This window comes from Burkholderia seminalis (assembly GCF_001718535.1).
Taxonomy (GTDB): Bacteria; Pseudomonadota; Gammaproteobacteria; order Burkholderiales; family Burkholderiaceae; genus Burkholderia; species Burkholderia seminalis.
On record NZ_CP013398.1, the window covers coordinates 1,141,144 to 1,161,208 of the forward strand.

The 20,065-nt window shown below is 67.2% G+C and carries 21 protein-coding genes; 18 read left to right on the forward strand and 3 right to left on the reverse strand.

Going from position 1 to position 20,065, the window contains the following annotated elements; all coding sequences use genetic code 11:
• Window positions 1-25: 25 nt before the first annotated feature.
• Window positions 26-3,151, reverse strand: a complete 3,126-nt coding sequence (locus WJ12_RS05190; protein WP_069245554.1) for an Rne/Rng family ribonuclease — start codon at window positions 3,149-3,151, stop codon at window positions 26-28.
• 722 nt (window positions 3,152-3,873) lie between these two features.
• Here WJ12_RS05190 and WJ12_RS05195 point away from each other — a divergent pair.
• The 4 genes from WJ12_RS05195 to WJ12_RS05210 are packed head-to-tail and all read left to right on the forward strand — an operon-like array spanning window position 3,874 to window position 6,946.
• Window positions 3,874-4,878 (forward strand): RluA family pseudouridine synthase, encoded by a 1,005-nt coding sequence (locus WJ12_RS05195; protein ID WP_034186489.1) that lies wholly within the window; start codon window positions 3,874-3,876, stop codon window positions 4,876-4,878.
• 5 nt (window positions 4,879-4,883) lie between these two features.
• Window positions 4,884-5,543 (forward strand): HAD-IA family hydrolase, encoded by a 660-nt coding sequence (locus WJ12_RS05200; RefSeq protein WP_049030461.1) that lies wholly within the window; start codon window positions 4,884-4,886, stop codon window positions 5,541-5,543.
• Complete coding sequence (locus WJ12_RS05205; protein WP_049030459.1) at window positions 5,540-5,941, forward strand: Rieske (2Fe-2S) protein; 402 nt, start codon at window positions 5,540-5,542, stop codon at window positions 5,939-5,941. Before WJ12_RS05200 ends, WJ12_RS05205 begins: the two co-directional genes overlap by 4 nt.
• Window positions 5,942-5,953: 12 nt before the next feature.
• The gene (locus WJ12_RS05210) at window positions 5,954-6,946 is read left to right on the forward strand and encodes a S49 family peptidase (protein ID WP_049030457.1); all 993 of its coding nucleotides are present in this window, start codon (window positions 5,954-5,956) and stop codon (window positions 6,944-6,946) included.
• Between the two features lie 61 nt (window positions 6,947-7,007).
• On the opposite strand, the gene WJ12_RS05215 is transcribed toward WJ12_RS05210, so the two are convergent.
• Both WJ12_RS05215 and WJ12_RS05220 read right to left on the reverse strand, forming a co-directional pair.
• The gene (locus tag WJ12_RS05215; protein WP_034186493.1) at window positions 7,008-7,730 is read right to left on the reverse strand and encodes an SAM-dependent methyltransferase; all 723 of its coding nucleotides are present in this window, start codon (window positions 7,728-7,730) and stop codon (window positions 7,008-7,010) included.
• On the reverse strand, window positions 7,727-8,359 hold the full coding sequence (locus WJ12_RS05220; RefSeq protein ID WP_034186494.1) for a Maf-like protein: 633 nt from the start codon (window positions 8,357-8,359) through the stop codon (window positions 7,727-7,729). The genes WJ12_RS05215 and WJ12_RS05220 overlap by 4 nt, the downstream gene beginning before the upstream one ends.
• 230 nt (window positions 8,360-8,589) lie before the next feature.
• On the opposite strand from WJ12_RS05220, the gene WJ12_RS05225 reads away from it, so the two are divergent.
• From WJ12_RS05225 to WJ12_RS05290, 14 genes are all read left to right on the forward strand, one after another.
• Window positions 8,590-9,225 carry a DUF177 domain-containing protein gene (locus WJ12_RS05225; protein WP_034186495.1) on the forward strand — a complete coding sequence of 212 codons (636 nt, stop codon included), beginning with the start codon at window positions 8,590-8,592 and terminating at the stop codon, window positions 9,223-9,225.
• 98 nt (window positions 9,226-9,323) lie between these two features.
• Window positions 9,324-9,503 carry a 50S ribosomal protein L32 gene (gene rpmF / locus WJ12_RS05230; RefSeq protein WP_006051932.1) on the forward strand — a complete coding sequence of 60 codons (180 nt, stop codon included), beginning with the start codon at window positions 9,324-9,326 and terminating at the stop codon, window positions 9,501-9,503.
• Window positions 9,504-9,632: 129 nt separating this feature from the next.
• A complete protein-coding gene (gene plsX / locus WJ12_RS05235) occupies window positions 9,633-10,739 on the forward strand; it encodes a phosphate acyltransferase PlsX (protein ID WP_034186496.1) in 1,107 nt (368 codons plus the stop codon).
• The gene (locus tag WJ12_RS05240) at window positions 10,740-11,729 is read left to right on the forward strand and encodes a beta-ketoacyl-ACP synthase III (RefSeq protein ID WP_034186497.1); all 990 of its coding nucleotides are present in this window, start codon (window positions 10,740-10,742) and stop codon (window positions 11,727-11,729) included.
• Window positions 11,730-11,812: 83 nt separating this feature from the next.
• Entirely contained in the window at window positions 11,813-12,745 is a 933-nt protein-coding gene (fabD, locus tag WJ12_RS05245; RefSeq protein WP_034186498.1) for an ACP S-malonyltransferase, read from the forward strand.
• 36 nt (window positions 12,746-12,781) lie between these two features.
• Entirely contained in the window at window positions 12,782-13,531 is a 750-nt protein-coding gene (fabG, locus tag WJ12_RS05250; protein WP_034186499.1) for a 3-oxoacyl-ACP reductase FabG, read from the forward strand.
• Between the two features lie 144 nt (window positions 13,532-13,675).
• Window positions 13,676-13,915 (forward strand): acyl carrier protein, encoded by a 240-nt coding sequence (gene acpP / locus WJ12_RS05255; RefSeq protein WP_004197638.1) that lies wholly within the window; start codon window positions 13,676-13,678, stop codon window positions 13,913-13,915.
• 164 nt (window positions 13,916-14,079) lie between these two features.
• Window positions 14,080-15,312, forward strand: coding sequence for a beta-ketoacyl-ACP synthase II (gene fabF / locus WJ12_RS05260; RefSeq protein WP_034186500.1), 1,233 nt, complete (start codon window positions 14,080-14,082; stop codon window positions 15,310-15,312).
• A gap of 11 nt (window positions 15,313-15,323) precedes the next feature.
• A complete protein-coding gene (locus tag WJ12_RS05265; RefSeq protein ID WP_069245555.1) occupies window positions 15,324-15,788 on the forward strand; it encodes a hypothetical protein in 465 nt (154 codons plus the stop codon).
• A 91-nt stretch (window positions 15,789-15,879) separates the two neighbouring features.
• Window positions 15,880-16,479, forward strand: coding sequence for an RNA polymerase sigma factor RpoE (gene rpoE, locus WJ12_RS05270; RefSeq protein WP_006490873.1), 600 nt, complete (start codon window positions 15,880-15,882; stop codon window positions 16,477-16,479).
• A gap of 86 nt (window positions 16,480-16,565) precedes the next feature.
• Window positions 16,566-17,183, forward strand: coding sequence for a sigma-E factor negative regulatory protein (locus WJ12_RS05275; RefSeq protein WP_034186502.1), 618 nt, complete (start codon window positions 16,566-16,568; stop codon window positions 17,181-17,183).
• A 5-nt stretch (window positions 17,184-17,188) separates the two neighbouring features.
• Window positions 17,189-18,241, forward strand: a complete 1,053-nt coding sequence (locus WJ12_RS05280; protein WP_034186503.1) for a MucB/RseB C-terminal domain-containing protein — start codon at window positions 17,189-17,191, stop codon at window positions 18,239-18,241.
• Between the two features lie 16 nt (window positions 18,242-18,257).
• On the forward strand, window positions 18,258-19,757 hold the full coding sequence (locus tag WJ12_RS05285) for a DegQ family serine endoprotease (protein ID WP_034186504.1): 1,500 nt from the start codon (window positions 18,258-18,260) through the stop codon (window positions 19,755-19,757).
• A gap of 7 nt (window positions 19,758-19,764) precedes the next feature.
• Window positions 19,765-20,001, forward strand: coding sequence for a glutaredoxin family protein (locus WJ12_RS05290; protein WP_034186505.1), 237 nt, complete (start codon window positions 19,765-19,767; stop codon window positions 19,999-20,001).
• Window positions 20,002-20,065 lie beyond the last annotated feature (64 nt).

Below are 20,065 nucleotides of genomic sequence, written 5' to 3' on the forward strand. Positions count from 1 at the left end.
GCTTTTCCTGGTCGGGCGATGCGACTTAGTGATGCGTCGTTTCGACCTGCTGCATCGGGGCCGTATCGGCCGGCGGCAGCACCTTGCGTTCGCGCGGCACGCGGGCCGGGCGCGGGAGCCGCGACGCGGCTTCCTGCGCGGCAGCGAGCTTGCCGGCGTCCGTGTTCACCCAGACGAGGCCGGCTTGCTCCAGCACGGCATCCAGGCTCGCCGAAGCGGGCGCGGTTGCCGGTTGCGCGGGAGCGGCTGCCGGCGCCGGTGCGGCGGCGACCTCGACCGGCGCAACGGCGACCGGTGCCGGTTCGACTGCCACCGGAGCGGCTTCGATCGCTACGGCCGGCGCGGCTTGCTCGACGGGCGCCGGCTGCGGCGCCTCGACAGCGACCGGGGCCGCGGCCGGGACTGCCGGCACTTCGAACGCGTCGGTCGGCGAAACCGCGACCGGAGCCGGACCGGCTTCGGCGACGACGGCCGGTGCAACCGGCGCCGGTTCCGCGACCTGCACGGCGACGGCCGGCTCGACCGGAGCCGCTTCGACGGGTGCCGGCGCCGGGGTTTCGACAGCGGCCGGAGCAGCATGCTGCTCGACGACTGCTTCCACGACGACCGCGCTTGCCACGGCTGCGACGACTGCCGGCGCGGCCGTGTGGGCCGGTTCGACAGCGGCCGGTGCCGCCGGCGTCACGGCTTGCACGGCGCCTTCGCCATCCGCGCCTTGCTCGGCCTGGTCGACGACCGTGCCGTCTTCTTCGCGCTCACGACGACCGCCGCGGCGGCCGCGACGGCGACGACGGCGCTCTTCGCCGTCGCGCGCGACGGCTTCCGCATCGGCTGCCAGATCGGCGCCGGGCAGGGCCTCCGCAACGGCCTTGTCGTCTTCCGGTTCCGGGTGGTTTTCACCGCGGTTGACGGTCTCGAGCGTAGCCGCATGCTGGGTCGGCTTGCGGCGCTCGCCGCGCTCGCGACGCTCGCCGCGTTCCTGGCGCTCGCCGCGGCCGGTTGCCTCGACGGCGTCCGGCTGCTCGGCACGCTCGCGCGGTTCGCGGTTCTCGCGCGGTTCGCGCGGCTCACGGCTTTCACGCGGCTCGCGGCCTTCGCGCGGGCCACGGCCCTCGCGACCTTCGCGGCCCTCACGACCTTCGCGACCTTCACGCAGCTCACGGCCCTCGCGCGGCTCACGGCCTTCACGCGGTTCGCGCACTTCCTTGCCTTCGCGTTCCTGGCGTTGCGGCTGGCCACGGCCTGCCGCTGCCTGATCGCGGCCGCCTTGCGCCTGCTGCGCGCCGCCGCGGCGGTTGCGATTGCGATCGCCGCCGCGCTGCTCGGTCTTTTCGGTCCGCTCGCGGGCCGGACGGGCCGCCTGCTCCTTCGCCGGTGCCGGAGCAACCGGCGCGGGCGCCGGTGCCGGCGCCACGCCGAACAGGCCCTTCAGCCAGCCGATGAAGCCGCCGCTTGCCGCGGCGACAGGGGCAACCGGGGCGGGCGCGGCCACCGGTTCGACCGGGCGCTGCGGCGCCGGGCTCGGGGCCGGACGCTCGGGCGTGATGCCCTTGACCGCGGCTTCCTGCTTCGGCTTTACTTCCGCGGCGCGCTTGCTGTAGCCGGTTTCCGACTCGAGTTCGCGGGCGGCTTCCTCGGCCATCTTCCACGACGCGCGCGGATCGTCGAGGCGCGCATCGTCGTGACGCAGGCGCTCGAGCTTGTAGTGCGGCGTATCGAGGTGCTTGTTCGGGATCAGCACGATGCCGACCTTGAAGCGCGACTCGATCTTGTTGATTTCCTGACGCTTTTCGTTGAGCAGGAAGGCGGTCACCTCGACCGGCACCTGGCAGTGGATCGCCGCGGTGTTTTCCTTCATCGCTTCTTCCTGAATGATCCGCAGGACCTGCAGCGCGGACGATTCGGTATCGCGGATGTGGCCGGTGCCGTTACAGCGCGGGCAGGTCACGTGGCTGCCTTCCGACAGGGCCGGACGCAGGCGCTGGCGCGACAGCTCCATCAGGCCGAAGCGGGAGATCTTGCCCATCTGCACGCGCGCCCGGTCGTGCTTGAGCGCATCTTTCAGGCGCTGCTCGACTTCACGCTGGCTCTTCGCCGATTCCATGTCGATGAAATCGATCACGATCAGGCCGCCGAGGTCACGCAGGCGCAGCTGGCGGGCGACTTCGTCGGCCGCTTCGAGGTTCGTGCGGGTCGCCGTTTCCTCGATGTCCGCGCCCTTGGTCGCGCGCGCCGAGTTCACGTCGATCGCGACGAGCGCTTCGGTGTGGTCGATCACGATCGCGCCGCCCGACGGCAGCGGCACCGTGCGCGAGTACGCGGTTTCGATCTGGTGCTCGATCTGGAAGCGCGAGAACAGCGGCACGTCGTCGTGGTAGCGCTTCACCTTCGACACGTTGTCCGGCATCACGATATCCATGAACGCACGGGCCTGATCGTGGATCTCGGTCGTGTCGATCAGGATTTCGCCGATATCGGGCTGGAAATAGTCCCGGATCGCGCGGATCACGAGGCTCGATTCCAGATAGATCAGCATCGGCTGGCCGGCATTGCCGCTTTGCGACGCCGCTTCGATCGCGCGCCACAGCTGCAGCAGGTAGTTCAGGTCCCACTGCAGTTCCTCGGCGCTGCGGCCGATGCCCGCGGTACGGGCGATCATGCTCATGCCGTCCGGGATCTGCAGTTGCGCCATCGTTTCGCGCAGTTCCTGGCGCTCGTCGCCCTCGATCCGGCGCGACACGCCGCCGCCGCGCGGATTGTTCGGCATTAGCACGAGGTAACGGCCGGCGAGCGAGATGAAGGTGGTGAGGGCGGCGCCCTTGTTGCCACGCTCTTCCTTCTCGACCTGGACGATCAGCTCCTGGCCTTCGCGCAGGGCATCCTGGATGCGCGCGGAGCGCATGTCGATGCCTTCCTTGAAGTACTGGCGGGCGACTTCCTTGAACGGCAGGAAGCCGTGGCGGTCTTCGCCGTAGTTGACGAAGCACGCCTCGAGCGAAGGCTCGATACGGGTGATGACACCTTTGTAGATATTGCCTTTGCGCTGTTCGCGCCCGGCTGTCTCGATGTCGATGTCGATGAGCTTTTGCCCATCGACGATGGCGACGCGCAGCTCCTCCTGCTGCGTCGCATTGAACAGCATGCGTTTCATGAACGGCTCCAGGCGGCTCCGCTGCCGGCGCCTCGCGGTTGTCAGTCGCGAGGGCGGGAACGACGGCAGGCCGCACCTTGTTGTGTTGTCACGAGCACGCTGGAGCGGGAACGATGGCGGGGAGAATTGCCTGAAGAGGCGCTTGGGCCCGAAAGACGGAGCCGGCGGCCATAGGGCACCTGCGAATACGGCTTCAAAGCACGGCGTTCACACACCGCACGCTGCAAAAGCGCGCTAAGCCTGAGTCCGGGCATTGCCACGGGCGCGCACAATGCGTCGCGCGCGCCGACGGGCGGCAGATGCTGCGGCTTGGGCCGCAGCGGGGAGTATCGAATCCAGCCCGACTTTCCCGCTTGGGGTGTACTTCCCTGGTTTGACGTCGCCAAGTCCCGCACGCTTCGCGGGACCAAATCGGGCGCAACGCCGTAATTTTCGCAACCGGCAGCCTGCGGACGCACTTCGCGCCGTCGGGCTGCCGATCAAATTCTTTTCAACCAACTTTCCGTTACCGCGGCGCCTTGCCGACCGAATCCGCCTGTGGGCGCGATCCTTGCCGACGGGCGGCGCCGTGCGTGCAACTTGCTGCATCTCTTTGATTAGGGGTGAGCAGCGGACCCCCGGCGCAAGTAAAATAACGGTTTGCGCTTGCGCCTTGCCCGATTCAGCCGGGGCCGGCCGGTCAGGCCACCCACAACGTCAGGCTGGGCAAAATTATATTCAGTATGAATGAGTTAGGCAAAATATCCCAGAATTCGGTCGCAAGCGGCCAGGTATCGATGATCGAGATCGACGAAAACTCGGCCGGTCAGCGTATCGACAACTTCCTGTTGCGCGTCTGTAAAGGCGTGCCGAAAAGCCATATTTACCGGATCCTCCGCAGCGGCGAAGTGCGCGTGAACAAGGGCCGGATCGATGCGCAGTACCGCCTGGCGCTGGGCGACATCGTCCGCGTGCCGCCCGTACGGGTGGCGGCAGCCGACCTGGCGCGCGCCGACACGCCGGTCGTGCCGCCCGCGAATTTCGACGTGCTGTACGAGGACGACGCGATGCTCGTCATCGACAAGCCGGCCGGCGTCGCCGTGCACGGCGGCAGCGGCGTCGCGTTCGGCGTGATCGAGCAGATGCGCCAGGCGCGCCCGCGCGCGAAATTCCTCGAACTCGTGCACCGGCTCGACCGCGAGACGTCCGGGATCCTGATGCTCGCGAAAAAGCGCACGGCGCTGGTCGGCCTGCACGAACAGATCCGCGAGAACCGGATGGACAAGCGTTACTTCGCGTGCGCGCACGGCGAATGGCAGCCCGACTGGGGCCGCCGCCGCGCGGTCAAGGCGCCGCTGTTCAAGTATTCGACCCCGGAAGGGGAGCGCCGCGTGCGCGTGCAGGACGACGGGCTGGCGTCGCATACGGTGTTCAACCTCGTCGACCGCTGGTCCGACTATGTGCTCGTCGAGGCGGAACTCAAAACGGGTCGGACCCATCAGATCCGCGTGCACCTCGCGCATCTCGGCCTGCCGATCGCCGGCGACGCCAAGTATGGCGATTTCGCACTGAACAAGGCGCTGGCGCGCGCGAACGCGCAACCGTCACTGAAGCGGATGTTCCTGCATGCGCACCGGCTGCGGCTTGCGCATCCGCTGACCGGCGAGGCGCTGCAGTTCGACGCGCCGCTGCCGGACGAATGCCGGCGCTTCCTCGATCAACTCAGCGCACTGCGCGATACCGCCTGAACCGCATGGCTCGACAGCAATTTGACCTGATCGTCTTCGACTGGGACGGCACGCTGATGGATTCGACTGCGCACATCGCGCACAGCATCCAGGCCGCGTGCCGCGATCTCGGCCTGCCCACGCCGTCCGACGAGGCGTCGCGCTACGTGATCGGCCTCGGCCTGCGCGACGCGCTGCAGATTACCGCTCCGACCCTCGATCCGTCCGAGTACGCGAGGCTCGCCGAGCGCTACCGCTATCACTATCTGCTCGACGACCAGCGCATCGAGCTGTTCGCCGGCGTGCGCGAACTGCTCGCCGAGCTGCGCGACACGGGCTACCTGCTCGCGGTGGCGACCGGCAAGGGGCGGGTGGGGCTGAACCGCGTGCTCGACCAGTCGAAGCTGACGAGCCTGTTCGACGCGACGCGCTGCGCGGACGAGACGTTCTCGAAACCGCACCCGGCGATGCTGCACGAATTGTCGCGGGAATTGGGGCAGGATCTGGCGCGCACCGTGATGATCGGCGATACGACGCACGACCTGCAGATGGCCGCGAGCGCCGGGGCGGCCGGTGTCGGTGTCGCGTATGGCGCGCATACGGCCGATGCGCTGGCGGCGCTCGCGCCTCGCTTCGTCGCGCCCGATGTCGGTGCGCTGGCCGAATGGCTGAGGGAGCACGCATGAGCGCGGCGCCGGACGCCGTGCGCGTGTGCGCATCGGATGCGCTGGCCGACGGCGGCGCCGGCGTGCGCGTCGACGCGACGCTGCGCGGCGAGCAGGCCGTCGTGTTCTTCGTGCGCTACGACGGCCGCGCGTACGGCTACCTGAACCGCTGCGCGCATGTGCCGATGGAGCTCGACTGGGCCGAAGGGCAGTTCTTCGAGTCGTCGGGCCTTTACCTGATGTGCGCGACGCACGGCGCGATCTATGCGCCGGATACCGGCAAGTGTGTCGGCGGCCCGTGCCGCGGCGGCCGCTTGCGCCCGGTCGAGGTCGACGAACGGGACACGCCCGACGGCCGTGCGGTATTCTGGGTGCCGGATGCCGACCTGCATCCCGCCACTTCCGCCACGACCGACTGACGACACCACTGCATGGCCGACCAACCGAATTCCCCGGAATCCTCCTCCCGTCCCGACAGCCGTGAACCGAACTGGGAGCGCGCGGCGCTCGAACGGATCGCGCTCGCGGCCGTCAAGGAGCAGCGCGCGGCGCGGCGCTGGAAAATCTTCTTCCGCTTCGCGTTCCTCGGCGTGTTCGTGCTGCTTGCGTTCGCGCTGATCGATTTCTCGAGCGATTCGAAGTTCTCGTCGAGCGGGCGGCACACGGCGCTCGTGACGATCGACGGCGAGATCGCGGCCGGCGTCAACGCGAACGCCGAGGACATCAACACGGCGCTCGACGCCGCGTTCGACGACGACGGCACGGTCGGTGTCGTGCTGCGGATCAACAGCCCGGGCGGCAGCCCCGTGCAGGCCGGGATGGTCTACGACGAGATCCGGCGGCTGCGCGCGAAGCATCCGGACAAGCCGCTGTACGTCGTCGTGACCGACATGTGCGCATCGGGCGGCTATTACATCGCGGCCGCGGCCGACAAGATCTTCGTCGACAAGGCGAGCATCGTTGGGTCGATCGGCGTGCTGATGGACGGTTTCGGCTTCACCGGGCTGATGGGCAAGCTCGGCGTCGAGCGCCGCCTGCATACGTCGGGTGAAAACAAGGGCTTCTACGATCCGTTCTCGCCGGAGACGCCGAAGATGGACGCGCACGCGCAGGCGCTGCTCGACCAGGTGCACGCGCAGTTCATCAAGGCCGTGAAGGATGGCCGCGGCAAGCGGCTGCACGAGACACCCGACCTGTTCTCGGGGCTGTTCTGGACGGGCGAGAAGAGCGTCGAGCTCGGGCTCGCCGACGGCTACGGCACCACCGACACGGTCGCGCGCGACGTGCTGAAGGCGCCGGACCTCGTCGATTACACGGTGAAGGAAAGCCTGACGAACCGCGTCGCGCGCAAGTTCGGCGCGGCCGTCGGCGGCGCCGCGATGAAGGCGCTGACGGCCGGCGGCGCGTCGGTCAGCCTGCGCTGACCGGCTGGCGGCGGGCCGCGACGGCCCGCCTTCGTGCCACCGGCTTGTGCCGGCTGACGCATCAGTTCGCGAGCAGCAGGAAGATGGCGGGACGCTTGTGCAGATTCGGCGCGGGCGCCTTTTTCCAGTCGGTCACGGTGCGGCTCGCGATCGTTTCGGTCGCGAGGGTCAGGTCGGCCGCGACGCAAATCTGCGTCGACGGCGCGCAGGTCGCGATCAGCGTGTCGAGCATCGCGTGATTCCGGTACGGCGTTTCGATGAAGATTTGCGTCTGGCGCGCCTTGCGCGACAGTTGCTCGAGTTCGCGCAGCCGTTTCGCGCGCGCGGCCGCATCGACCGGCAGGTAGCCGTTGAATGCGAAGCTCTGGCCGTTCAGGCCCGACGCCATCAAGGCGAGCAGGATCGAACTCGGCCCGACGAGCGGCACGACCTTCACGCCGCGCTCGTGCGCGCGGCGCACCAGCAGCGCGCCGGGATCGGCGACGGCCGGGCAACCGGCTTCCGACACGAGGCCGGCGTCCGCGCCGGCCAGGATCGGCGCGAGCAGCCGGTCGATGGCGCCGGCCGGCGTATTGACGTTCAGCTCGCTGATCTCGATTTCCTGGATCGGGCGGGTCGTGCCGATCTTCTTCAGAAACGCGCGCGTCGTTTTCGCGTTCTCGCCGATGTAATAGCCGAGCGTGCCGGCGCGCGCCTGGACGGCGGCGGGCAGCACGGCGGCAAGCATCGATTCGTCGCCTTCGCCGAGCGTGTTCGGGACGAGGTAAAGCGTGCCGGCGGTCATGCGCGGTCTCCACGGGTGGTTGCAAACAGCGGGTAGTCGGCGGCGCGCAGCATCCGCGTGAGCGCGATCAGCGGCAGGCCGACCAGCGCGGTCGGGTCGTCTGAGTCGATCGCGTCGAGCAGCGCGATGCCGAGCCCTTCGGATTTCGCGCTGCCGGCGACGTCGTACGGGGTTTCCGCGCGCAGGTACGCGTCGAGTTCGGCTTCGGGCAGCGAGCGGAAGCGTACGTGCGTGACGACGTCCTCGACCTGCGCTTCGCCCGTGCGGCTGTCGTACAGGCACAGCGCGCTGTGGAATTCGACCGCGCGGCCCTGCATCGACACGAGCTGCGCGAGCGCGCGCTCGTGCGTGCCGGGCTTGCCGATCTGAAGGCCGTCGAAGGTCGCGACCTGGTCCGACCCGATCACGAGCACGCCATCGGGTGCGTCGATCGTCGCGGCGACGGCGCGCGCTTTCGCGCCGGCGAGGCGCAGTGCGGTCGCGGCCGGGGTTTCGCCGTCGAGCGGGGTCTCGTCGAGGTCGGGCGACACGACGTCGAACGGCACGCCGAGGCGCTCGAGGAGCGCGCGGCGGTAGCGGGAACTGGAGGCGAGAATCAGCCGCGGCGGGCGGCAAACGGTATCCGGCATGGTCGGTTGGATCGGTGAGTCTTCAGGTGTGGCGCGGCGTTGCGCGGACGCAAGCTTAAGTGATTGACCGCAAAAGGTAAAACAGGTATGCTTTCCCGCTTTTCGTCGGCAGGCTTCCGCAGTGGTGGCGCCTGCCGGGTCTTCGGAAGTAAAGTACGTCATCCGCGGATGAGCCGTACGCGAGCGGTACCAAGCCGGATCCGCAAGTCAGCCTGTAGGCGGGAGCGCACATGAACACTTCTTCTGGCAAACCTGCGGCGGCGCTCGATCCGCGCGCGGTCGACTTGTTCGAGTTCGCCCGCAGCGGGCGGCAGGCAGCCGGTGCGGTGCATCTCTCGCAACTGCCGCGCATGTTAAACGAAGTGCCGGCGGACGCGCCAGATCGCGACACGGTCTTCACATGGCAGGCGGAAGGGTTCACGCAGAAAGAGCTGCAGGACGACGGCGCCGACGGTCAGCAGCCGTACCTGCGCCTCGCGGTGCATGGCCATGCGTGGCTCACGTGCCAGCGCTGCATGACGCCGTACGACCAGACGTTCGACGTCGACATGACGTACCGGATCGTCGCGACCGAAGAAGAAGCTGAAGAATTTCCGCTCGACGACGATGAAGCCGATGTGATCGTGGGCTCACGCCAGTTCGATCTCGTCGACTTGATCGAAGAGGAATTGCTGCTTTCGTTGCCGCTCGTGCCCAAGCACGAGGTTTGCCCGGCAGTTCACGAAAGCCTCGTGTCGGGTGCGAGCGGTCCCGCGGAAGAGTCGGACGAAGAGTCCGACGAAGCCGGGGACGAAGGCAAACGGCCGAATCCGTTCGCAGCGCTGGAAGCGTTGAAGAAGGGCGGTGACGGCAACAAGAAACACTAAGCAGTTGTGGCGCGGGAAGGCGTAAGGGCTTTGGGCCAGGGTAGTTAAGCGCCGGATCGGGCTGTGTTAGAATCCGGAAAATTATTTAGGAGTTAGTCATGGCAGTCCAGCAAAACAAGAAGTCGCCGTCGAAGCGCGGCATGCATCGTTCGCACGATTTCCTGACGGCAGCGCCGCTGGCAGTCGAGCCGAGCACGGGTGAAGTGCACCTGCGTCACCACGTCAGCCCGAACGGCTACTACCGCGGCAAGAAAGTCGTCAAGACGAAGAACGACTAAGCGTCAAGTCACGCGTTGCGCGCTACGTTTGCCGTTCGCGTGACAACTGGTTCGCTTGACACTTTCCTGGCGCAACAAAAAGGCGGCATTCTACTGCCGCTTTTTTGTGCCTGAAATTCGTCGCATTCCATGACCGTAAAGCTCACAATCGATTGCATGGGAGGCGACCACGGCCCGTCCGTGACCGTTCCCGCGGCAGTCAAGTTCGTCCGCGCGCATCCCGATGCGCACCTGATGCTCGTCGGCATCGAAAGCGCGATCCGCGCTCAGCTGAAGAAGCTGAAAGCCCTCGACGATCCCGCGCTGACCATCGTTCCCGCCACCGAAGTCGTGGCGATGGACGACCCTGTCGAAGTGGCGCTGCGCAAGAAGAAGGATTCTTCGATGCGTGTCGCGCTCAATCACGTCAAGGATGGCGCGGCGCAGGCCTGCATCTCCGCCGGCAATACCGGCGCGCTGATGGCCGTTTCCCGTTACGTACTCAAGACGCTGCCCGGCATCGAGCGGCCCGCGATCGCGTTCGCGCTGCCGAACCCGACCGGCTACACGATGATGCTGGACCTCGGCGCGAACGTCGACTGCGAACCGCAGCACCTGCTGCAGTTCGCGGAGATGGGGCACGCGCTCGTGGCGGCGCTCGAAGGCAAGGAGCGTCCGACGATCGGCCTGCTGAACATCGGCGAGGAGGTCATCAAGGGCAACGAGACGATCAAGCGCGCGGGCGAGCTGTTGCGCGCCAGCACGCTCAATTTCCGCGGCAACGTGGAAGGCAACGACATCTACAAGGGCACCGTCGACGTGATCGTGTGCGACGGCTTCGTCGGCAACGTCGCGCTGAAGACGTCGGAAGGACTCGCGCAGATGCTGTCCGACATCATCCGCGAGGAGTTCGGCCGTTCGCTGATGTCGAAGCTGATGGCGCTGCTCGCGCTGCCGGTGCTGATGCGTTTCAAGAAGCGCGTCGACCACCGCCAGTACAACGGCGCGGCGTTGCTGGGGCTGAAGAGCCTCGTGATCAAGAGCCACGGTTCGGCCGACGCCTACGCGTTTGAGTGGGCGATCAAACGCGGGTATGATGCCGTCAAAAACGGCGTGCTGGAGCGCCTCGCGCGCGCGATGGCGGATAATTCAGTGTCGCTCGGCGATGGCGAACACGACGCGGGCGGCGCGGGCCAGGCAAGCCCGGCCGCAGGCCAACACGCCGAACCTTCCGCTGCGCAATCCTCTAAAGCATAAATGGCCCAATCGACTCTCTATTCCCGCGTGCTCGGCACGGGCAGCTACCTGCCGCCCGACCGCGTCACGAACCAGCAGTTGACCGATCGTCTTGCGAAGGAAGGCATCGAGACGAGCGATGAATGGATCGTTGCGCGCACGGGCATCCATGCGCGCCATTTCGCCGCGCCCGACGTCACGACGAGCGATCTCGCGCTCGAGGCGTCGCGCCGTGCGATCGAGGCGGCCGGTGTCGATCCGCAGTCGATCGACCTGATCATCGTCGCGACTTCGACCCCCGATTTCGTGTTCCCGAGCACCGCGTGCCTGTTGCAGAACAAGCTCGGCATCAAGAACGGCGGCGCAGCGTTCGACGTGCAGGCCGTGTGCTCGGGCTTTGCGTACGCGATGGCAACGGCCGACAGCTTCATCCGCAGCGGCCAGCACCGTACGGCGCTCGTGGTCGGCGCGGAGACGTTCTCGCGCATTCTCGACTTCAAGGACCGCACGACCTGCGTGCTGTTCGGCGACGGCGCGGGCGCGGTGATCCTGTCCGCATCGGAGGAGCCGGGCGTGCTGGGCAGCGCGCTGCATGCCGACGGCAGCTATTCGCACATCCTCTGCACGCCGGGCAACGTCAACCGCGGCGTGATCGAGGGCAGCGCGTTCCTGTACATGGACGGGCAGGCCGTGTTCAAGCTCGCGGTCAACGTGCTCGAAAAGGTCGCGATCGAGGCGCTCGCCAAGGCGAATCTCGCGCCCGAACAGATCGACTGGCTGATTCCGCACCAGGCCAACATCCGCATCATGACCAGCACCTGCCGCAAGCTCGGCCTGCCGCAGGAGCGCATGGTCGTGACGGTCGACCAGCACGGCAACACGTCGGCCGCGTCGATCCCGCTGGCGCTCGACACCGCGGTGCGCGACGGCCGCATCCAGCGTGGCCAGCACGTGCTGATCGAAGGCGTCGGCGGCGGCTTCACCTGGGGCGCGTCGGTCTTCCGCTTCTGATCCGCGGCGCGCGACCGCTGCGCGCGGATCCCACCGGCGCGCCGTTCGTGCGCGCCGTCCGAATCGATTCAATTGGGGACGATATGAAATTTGCATTCGTTTTTCCGGGGCAGGGCTCGCAGGCGATCGGCATGCTCAACGCATTCGCCGATCTGGCCGTCGTGCGCGAGACGCTTCAGGAAGCGTCCGATGCACTCAATCAGGATCTCGGCAAGCTGATCGCCGAAGGCCCGGCCGAAGAGCTGAACCTGACCACCAATACACAGCCGGTGATGCTGACCGCCGCTTACGCGTGCTACCGCGCGTGGCAGCAGGCAGGCGGCCCGGCGCCGTCGATCGTCGCCGGCCACAGCCTCGGCGAGTACACGGCGCTCGTCGCCGCGGGTGCGCTGGCGTTCAAGGACGCGGTGCCGCTCGTGCGCTTCCGTGCGCAGGCGATGCAGACGGCCGTGCCGGTCGGCCAGGGCGGCATGGCCGCGATCCTGGGCCTTGACGACGACACCGTGCGCGCGGTGTGCGCCGAAGCCGCGGAAGCGGGTGTCGTCGAAGCGGTGAACTTCAATGCGCCCGCGCAGGTCGTGATCGCGGGCAGCAAGGCCGCGGTCGAAAAGGCGTGCGAGATCGCGAAGGCGAAGGGCGCGAAGCGCGCGCTGCCGCTGCCGGTGTCGGCGCCGTTCCATTCGTCGCTGCTCAAGCCGGCGTCGGACCAGTTGCGCGACTACCTCGCGAACGTCGACGTGAAGGCGCCGCAGATTCCGGTCGTCAACAACATCGACGTGGCCGTGATCAGCGATCCGGCCGCGATCAAGGACGCGCTGGTGCGCCAGGCCGCGGGCCCGGTGCGCTGGGTCGAGTGCGTGCGGCACATCGCCGGCACCGGCGTCACGCACGTGATCGAATGCGGTCCGGGCAAGGTGCTCGCCGGCCTGACGAAGCGCATCGACGGTAACCTGACCGGTGCGTCGGTGTTCGATCCGGCATCGCTCGACGAAGCCCTCAAGCTGGTGACCGCCTGACGCGGCGCCTTTTTTCAAGAAACGGATATTCGATTCATGGAAAAGACTCTCGATAAACAGGTCGCGATCGTGACCGGCGCGTCGCGCGGCATCGGCCGTTCGATCGCGCTCGAACTGGCGCGCCTGGGCGCGACGGTGATCGGCACGGCGACGAGCGAATCGGGCGCCGCCGCGATCAGCGCGGCATTCGCCGAGGCGGGTGTCACGGGCCGCGGCGCGGTGCTGAACGTCAACGACGCAGCGGCCGCCGAGGCGCTGATCGATGCGACCGTGAAGGAATTCGGCGCGCTGAACGTGCTCGTCAACAACGCGGGCATCACGCAGGACCAGCTCGCGATGCGGATGAAGGACGAGGACTGGGACGCGGTGATCGACACCAACCTGAAATCGGTGTTCCGCCTGTCGCGCGCGGTGCTGCGCCCGATGATGAAGGCGCGCGGCGGCCGGATCATCAACATCACGTCGGTGGTCGGTTCGGCCGGCAACCCGGGTCAGGTCAACTACGCGGCCGCGAAGGCCGGCGTGGCGGGCATGACGCGTGCGCTCGCGCGCGAGATCGGCAGCCGCGGCATCACCGTGAACTGCGTCGCGCCGGGCTTCATCGATACCGACATGACGAAGACGCTGCCGGAAGAACAGCAGGCCGCGCTCAAGACCCAGATTCCGCTCGGCCGCCTCGGCAGCCCGGAGGACATCGCCCATGCCGTCGCGTTCCTCGCATCGCCGCAGGCCGGTTATATCACCGGCACGACGCTGCACGTGAACGGCGGCATGTACATGTCGTAACGGTTTTCGTTTACCATCCGCGCCGTATCCCGATTTTCAGGCGGATAGGCGCTTGATCGACCATCAAGCCAACGCGCGTTTTGGCGTCAGCAAACCTGATAAAATGCGCGCACTTGTAAATCTGAACTTTCCCTCGGAGGGGTAATGGACAACATCGAACAACGTGTCAAGAAGATCGTCGCTGAGCAACTGGGCGTCGCGGAAGCCGAGATCAAGAACGAAGCTTCGTTCGTGAACGACCTGGGCGCCGACTCGCTCGACACGGTCGAACTGGTGATGGCTCTGGAAGACGAGTTCGGCATGGAAATCCCGGACGAAGAAGCAGAGAAGATCACGACCGTTCAGCAAGCGATCGACTACGCTCGCGCAAACGTCAAGGCGTAAGCGCCTTTCGCGCTTGTCCGCCACGTCGCCGCGATCTTCGCGATTGACGCGCCATCCTGCCGGCTTCGCGCCGGACGGACTAACAGCCACAGGGCTCGCAGGGCTGGTTCCTGTGGCCACTGTGGCTTTTGTTTTTGTCATCCAATAATGGAAAAGAGGTTACCGTGAGCCGCCGTCGTGTTGTTGTTACAGGCCTGGGGCTGATTTCGCCTGTTGGCAATAATGTTGCCGACGGCTGGGCCAATCTCGTCGCCGGCAAGTCCGGTATCGCCACCGTCACGAAGTTCGATGCGTCGAACCTCGCCTGCCATTTCGCGGGCGAAGTGAAGGGTTTCAGCGCCGAGGAGTACATTCCGGCGAAGGAAGCCCGGAACATGGATACGTTCATCCATTACGGCATCGCCGCCGGCGTCCAGGCCATCCGGGACAGCGGGCTGGAAGTGAACGAAGCCAACGCGGAACGCATCGGCGTGCTGGTCGGTTCCGGCATCGGCGGCCTGCCGATGATCGAAGACACGCACCAGACCTACGTCGATCGCGGCGCACGCCGGATTTCGCCGTTCTTCGTGCCGGGTTCGATCATCAACATGATCTCGGGCCACCTGAGCATCATGTTCGGCCTGAAGGGCCCGAACCTCGCGGCCGTGACGGCCTGCACGACCGGCCTGCACAGCATCGGCCTCGCCGCGCGCCTGATCCAGGCCGGCGACGCCGACGTGATGGTCGCGGGCGGTGCCGAATCGACGGTGTCGCCGCTCGGCATCGGCGGTTTCGCGGCGGCGCGTGCGCTGTCGACCCGCAACGACGATCCGGCCAGCGCCTCGCGTCCGTGGGACAAGGACCGCGACGGCTTCGTGCTGGGCGAGGGTGCCGGCGTGATGGTGCTCGAGGAGTACGAGGCGGCGAAGGCGCGCGGCGCGAAGATCTATGCGGAAGTCTCGGGCTTCGGCATGACGGGCGACGCGTACCACATGACCGCGCCGAACATGGACGGCCCGCGCCGCTGCATGGTCGCGGCACTGCGCGACGCCGGCATGAACGCGGACGAGGTCCAGTACCTGAACGCGCACGGCACGTCGACGCCGCTGGGCGACAAGAACGAGTCCGACGCGGTGAAGGCGGCCTTCGGCGAGCATGCGTACAAGCTCGTCGTGAACTCGACGAAGTCGATGACGGGCCACCTGCTGGGCGGCGCGGGCGGCCTCGAATCGGTGTTCACGGTGCTGGCGCTGCACAACAACGTGTCGCCGCCGACCATCAATATCTTCAACCAGGACCCCGAGTGCGATCTCGATTACTGCGCGAACACCGCGCGGGACATGAAGATCGACGTCGCCGTGAAGAACAACTTCGGCTTCGGCGGGACCAACGGCACGCTGGTGTTCAAGCGCGTCTGACGCTGAATCGCTTGACGAGTCCATTCGACATGCCGGCCGGGCGCCCGCAGCGCTTTGCGTTGCGGGCCTCGGCTGTCTCGTATCTCGTGCTGGCCGTGTTCGTCGCATCGGCTGCCGCGTCGGCCTATCTGTTCTGGGCGCCGCGCGCGGGCGCCGCCGCCGGCGCATGCGTGTCGGCCGCGACGGCCGCGCTGCTGGCCGTGTGCGCGGCGCGGGCCGGTGCGCGCCGGCTGCCGGCCGAGTTGCGGATCGATGCATTCGGGGAGATTGCGGCGTTTGGCCGCACCGGGCGGCTGCTGGCCCGTGGCCGCGTGACCGGCCATGCGCACTGGAGCAGCCTGCTGCTGGTGCTGTCGGTCGGGCAGGGTGCCCGGCGGGCCCGGCCGCTGCTGATTCCGGCCGATGCGCTCGACGCGGCATCGTTCAGCGCGCTGTCCGTGCTGGCGAGAACCGCGGGCGCGGCGGGGCGGGCATGACCGCGGCACGGTTACCGACCGTAACCAGCGGCCGGCGCCGGAACGCTACAATAGCGCTCCGCGTTGCATCCCTAGTTAACGGATTTGTCAGGTGAGTGAAAAAGAAATCGATCAGGCTCTGGTCGAGCGCGTACAGAAGGGCGACAAGGCGGCGTTCGAACTCCTGGTCTCCAAATACCACCGCAAGATCATTCGGCTGATCTCGCGCCTCGTGCGGGATCCCGCCGAGGTCGAGGATGTGGCCCAGGACGCGTTCATCAAGGCGTATCGTGCGCTGCCGCAATTTCGCGGCGAATCGGCGTTCTATACGTGGTTGTACCGGATTGCCGTCAATACGGCCAAGAACTACCTTGCGACGCAAGGCCGCCGGGCACCGACCTCGACCGAGGCCGATGCAGAGGAAGCGGAAACTTTCTCCGACGCAGACCAACTAAGGGATATCAACACGCCTGAGTCGATGTTGATGAGCAAGCAGATTGCCGAGACGGTCAACGCTGCAATGGCTCTGCTGCCCGAGGAACTGCGCCAGGCAATCACGCTGCGCGAGATCGAGGGCCTGAGCTACGAAGAGATCGCGGAAATGATGGGCTGTCCGATCGGGACGGTCCGGTCGCGGATCTTCCGCGCGCGCGAAGCAATCGCTGCCAAGTTGCGTCCGCTGCTCGATACGCCCGAAGGCAAGCGCTGGTAAGCGCGATGGGCGTAACGACGCGGGTCGGGGTCTAGTTACGGATAGAGTCGTGAAGTCACGACGGGGTGTGCAAGATGGGGAGCATCATGGGGTCGGTCAATACGCAATCGCAAGCGTGCTCGCGCGGCGAGCGCCTTTCCGCGCTGGTCGACGGCGAAATGTTCGATGGCCCGGACCACGGGCAGTTTCTGGCTGAGCTCGACCGCGCGGATCGCGCTGCGTGGGCCCATTACCACCTGATCGGCGATGCGCTGCGCTCGGACGAGCTCGCGCTGTCGCCCGCCGTGAGCGTCGCGTTCACCGCGCGCATGTCGGCTGCGCTCGACAGCGAGCCGCACCTGCTCGCGCCGGCGGCGGCGCCGGTCGCACGCAAGCTGCTGTCGCTGCGCCGGCGTGTCGTGCCCGCGTTCGCGGTCGCGGCCGCGGCAGCCACGCTGACGTGGATCGTCGTCCCGCAGATGCAGACGGCCGGTGCCCCGGGCGCCGTCCAGGTCGCATCGGCCGGTGCGCAGCAAGGCGGCAACCTGCAGCGCGTGACGGTTGCGCAGGCATCGGCCCAGCCGGGCCTGCAGGACGTCAACATCATTCGCGACGCGAGCCTCGACCAATATCTTGAAGCGCACCAGCAATTCGCGCAGCAGCCCGTCGTCACGGGTTCGATGCCGCTGATCCGCGCAGCCGTGACCACCACGCCAGGCCAATAAACCCGATGCGGACATTGCAGTTGAATCACGCCATCTCCGGGTGGAAGCGGCTGCCGGCCCTCCTGCTTTGCGCAGCCGCCCTGTTGTCCGTTCAATCCCTTCCTGCCAGCGCCCAGCAACCGGACGATCCCGTCGCGACCCGCAAGGGCGCCGCGGACTGGCTCGACCGCGTCCAGCAGGCGGCGCAGCAGCAGAGTTACGAAGGCACGTTCGTCTACCAGCGCGGCGGGTATGTCCAGTCGTCGCGCATCGCGCACGTCGCGTCCCGCGACGGCGAGTTCGAGCGAATCGAGACGCTCGACGGCAAGCCGCGCAAGCTGCTGCGGCATAACGACGAGCTCTACACGTTCGTGCCCGAGCGCAAGCTGTGCGTGGTCGAGCGCCGCCAGACGCGCGACTCGTTTCCCGCGCTGCTCGGCGCGAGCGGCGAGCACGTGATGTCGGTCTACGACGCGAAGTCGCTCGGCAAGGACCGCGTGGCCGGGATCGACGCGCAGGTCGTCGAGCTCGTGCCGAAGGATGCGTACCGTTTCACGTACAAGCTGTGGGCCGACGCGCGCACCGGGCTGCTGCTGCGTTCGCAGACGCTCGATGCGAACGATCACGTGCTCGAACAGATTGCGTTCTCCCAGTTGCAAACGGGGGGCGCGAACGGCGACAAGGCCGCGATCGCGGCTGGCATGCGCAACCTGAGCGGCTGGACGGTCGTGCGCCCGCCGGTCGCGACGGTCGACATGGAAGCGCAGGGCTGGCAGCTCGCACCGAGCGTTGCCGGCTTCCAGAAGATTCGTGAAGTGCGCCGGCCGATGGCCGCGCGCGATGCAGGCGACCCGCCGATCGCGGTCGATCAGGCCGTCTTCACCGACGGTCTCGCGACGATCTCGGTGTTCATCGAGCCGGCCGAAAAGAATACGCGCAAGGAAGGCGCGGGCAGCACCGGTGCGACGCACGTTCTCGTGAAGCGCCGCGGCGACTACTGGATCACCGTGCTCGGCGAAGTGCCGCCGGCCACGTTGCAGCAGTTCGCGTCTGCCATAGAATACAAGGCTTCCAAGTAACGCTACGGCTTCCGACATGATGAAACTCACGCTGCGCAAATGGCTCGCGGCGGCGGCGTTGTCTGCCTGCCTGCCGCTCGTGCCGCATACCGCATTCGCCGTGACGGCTCCCGCTGCCAGCCTGCCCGACTTCGCCGACCTGGTCGAAAAGGTCGGGCCGGCCGTCGTGAACATCCGGACCACCGCCAACGTGCCGACCAACAGCGGCCCGCGCGGGATGCTCCCGCCGGGCTTCGACAACGGCGACATGTCGGAATTCTTCCGGCGCTTCTTCGGCATTCCGCTGCCGCAGGCGCCCGGCAACGGCGGCGGCAACGGCAGCAACCCGAAGAGCGCGCCGGCGCCGGACAATCCGCCCGACACCGAGCAGAACCGTGGCGTGGGCTCGGGCTTCATCGTGTCGGCCGACGGTTACGTGATGACCAATGCGCACGTCGTCGACGATGCGGACACCATCTACGTGACGCTGACCGACAAGCGCGAATTCAAGGCGAAGCTGATCGGCGTGGACGACCGCACGGACGTCGCGGTCGTGAAGATCCAGGCGTCGAACCTGCCGGTCGTCGCGATCGGCGATTCGAACAAGGTGCGCGTCGGCGAGTGGGTCGTCGCGATCGGTTCGCCGTTCGGCCTCGACAACACGGTGACGGCCGGCATCGTCAGCTCGAAGAGCCGCAACACGGGCGACTATCTGCCGTTCATCCAGACCGACGTCGCCGTGAACCCCGGCAACTCGGGCGGCCCGCTGATCAACATGCAGGGCGAGGTGATCGGCATCAATTCGCAGATCTACAGCCGTACCGGCGGCTTCATGGGCATCTCGTTCGCGATTCCGATCGACGAGGCGATGCGCGTGGCCGACCAGCTGAAGGCGACCGGCAAGGTCACGCGCGGCCGGATCGCGGTGGCGATCGGCGAGGTGACGAAGGACGTGGCCGATTCGATCGGGCTGCCGAAGGCCGAAGGCGCGCTCGTCAGCAGCGTCGAGCCGGGCGGCCCGGCCGACAAGGCGGGCATCCAGCCGGGCGACATTATCCTGAAGTTCAACGGCCGTTCGGTCGATACGGCGTCGGACCTGCCGCGCATGGTCGGCGACACCAAGCCCGGCACGAAGGCGACGGTCAGCGTGTGGCGCAAGGGTCAGGCACGCGATCTGCCGATCACGATCGCGGAGACGCCGGCCGAGTCGACGGCGAAGGCCGAACAGCGCAAGAACGCGCCGCAGAAGCCGCGCCAGACCAATTCGCTCGGTCTGACGGTGAGCGACCTGACGGCCGACCAGATGAAGGCGCTGAAGCTGAAGAACGGCGTGCAGATCGACGGCGTCGACGGCCCGGCTGCCCGTGCGGGCCTGCAGCGCGGCGACATCGTGCTGCGCGTCGGCGACACCGACATCACGAACGCGAAGCAGTTCGCCGACGTGACGGCGCAGCTCGATCCGCAGAAGGCGGTCGCGGTGCTCGTGCGGCGTGGCGACAACACGCAGTTCGTGCCCGTGCGGCCGCGCCAGAAGTAACGCGCCGATGTTCACGCTCTACGGCCGCGGCTGGTGCCACCTGTGCGACGACATGCGCGACGCACTGGCGCCGGTGGCGGCCGAATTCGGCGTCGCGGTCGACTACGTCGACATCGATACCGATGCGGCGCTGGTTGCCCGTTACGACGAGGACGTGCCCGTGTTGCTGCTGGACGGCGCGGAAGTGTGCCGCCACCGGTTCGACGACACGCGGGTGCGCGACGCGCTGGCGGCCCGGCGCTGAGTTCCGGCCGCGTCCGGCGGGTGCCCGCGGCGGGCCGCGGTGCGGGCGGGCGTCCGAAATACCG

Excerpts from the sequence above, each read along its gene's own strand:
- WJ12_RS05190 (WP_069245554.1), bottom strand. The coding sequence starts at position 3,151 with ATGAAACGCATGCTGTTCAATGCGACGCAGCAGGAGGAGCTGCGCGTC.
- WJ12_RS05195 (WP_034186489.1), top strand. The coding sequence starts at position 3,874 with ATGAATGAGTTAGGCAAAATATCCCAGAATTCGGTCGCAAGCGGCCAG.
- WJ12_RS05200 (WP_049030461.1), top strand. The coding sequence starts at position 4,884 with ATGGCTCGACAGCAATTTGACCTGATCGTCTTCGACTGGGACGGCACG.
- WJ12_RS05205 (WP_049030459.1), top strand. The coding sequence starts at position 5,540 with ATGAGCGCGGCGCCGGACGCCGTGCGCGTGTGCGCATCGGATGCGCTG.
- WJ12_RS05210 (WP_049030457.1), top strand. The coding sequence starts at position 5,954 with ATGGCCGACCAACCGAATTCCCCGGAATCCTCCTCCCGTCCCGACAGC.
- WJ12_RS05215 (WP_034186493.1), bottom strand. The coding sequence starts at position 7,730 with ATGACCGCCGGCACGCTTTACCTCGTCCCGAACACGCTCGGCGAAGGC.
- WJ12_RS05220 (WP_034186494.1), bottom strand. The coding sequence starts at position 8,359 with ATGCCGGATACCGTTTGCCGCCCGCCGCGGCTGATTCTCGCCTCCAGT.
- WJ12_RS05225 (WP_034186495.1), top strand. The coding sequence starts at position 8,590 with ATGAACACTTCTTCTGGCAAACCTGCGGCGGCGCTCGATCCGCGCGCG.
- rpmF (WP_006051932.1), top strand. The coding sequence starts at position 9,324 with ATGGCAGTCCAGCAAAACAAGAAGTCGCCGTCGAAGCGCGGCATGCAT.
- plsX (WP_034186496.1), top strand. The coding sequence starts at position 9,633 with ATGACCGTAAAGCTCACAATCGATTGCATGGGAGGCGACCACGGCCCG.
- WJ12_RS05240 (WP_034186497.1), top strand. The coding sequence starts at position 10,740 with ATGGCCCAATCGACTCTCTATTCCCGCGTGCTCGGCACGGGCAGCTAC.
- fabD (WP_034186498.1), top strand. The coding sequence starts at position 11,813 with ATGAAATTTGCATTCGTTTTTCCGGGGCAGGGCTCGCAGGCGATCGGC.
- fabG (WP_034186499.1), top strand. The coding sequence starts at position 12,782 with ATGGAAAAGACTCTCGATAAACAGGTCGCGATCGTGACCGGCGCGTCG.
- acpP (WP_004197638.1), top strand. The coding sequence starts at position 13,676 with ATGGACAACATCGAACAACGTGTCAAGAAGATCGTCGCTGAGCAACTG.
- WJ12_RS05275 (WP_034186502.1), top strand. The coding sequence starts at position 16,566 with ATGGGGTCGGTCAATACGCAATCGCAAGCGTGCTCGCGCGGCGAGCGC.
- WJ12_RS05280 (WP_034186503.1), top strand. The coding sequence starts at position 17,189 with ATGCGGACATTGCAGTTGAATCACGCCATCTCCGGGTGGAAGCGGCTG.
- WJ12_RS05285 (WP_034186504.1), top strand. The coding sequence starts at position 18,258 with ATGATGAAACTCACGCTGCGCAAATGGCTCGCGGCGGCGGCGTTGTCT.
- WJ12_RS05290 (WP_034186505.1), top strand. The coding sequence starts at position 19,765 with ATGTTCACGCTCTACGGCCGCGGCTGGTGCCACCTGTGCGACGACATG.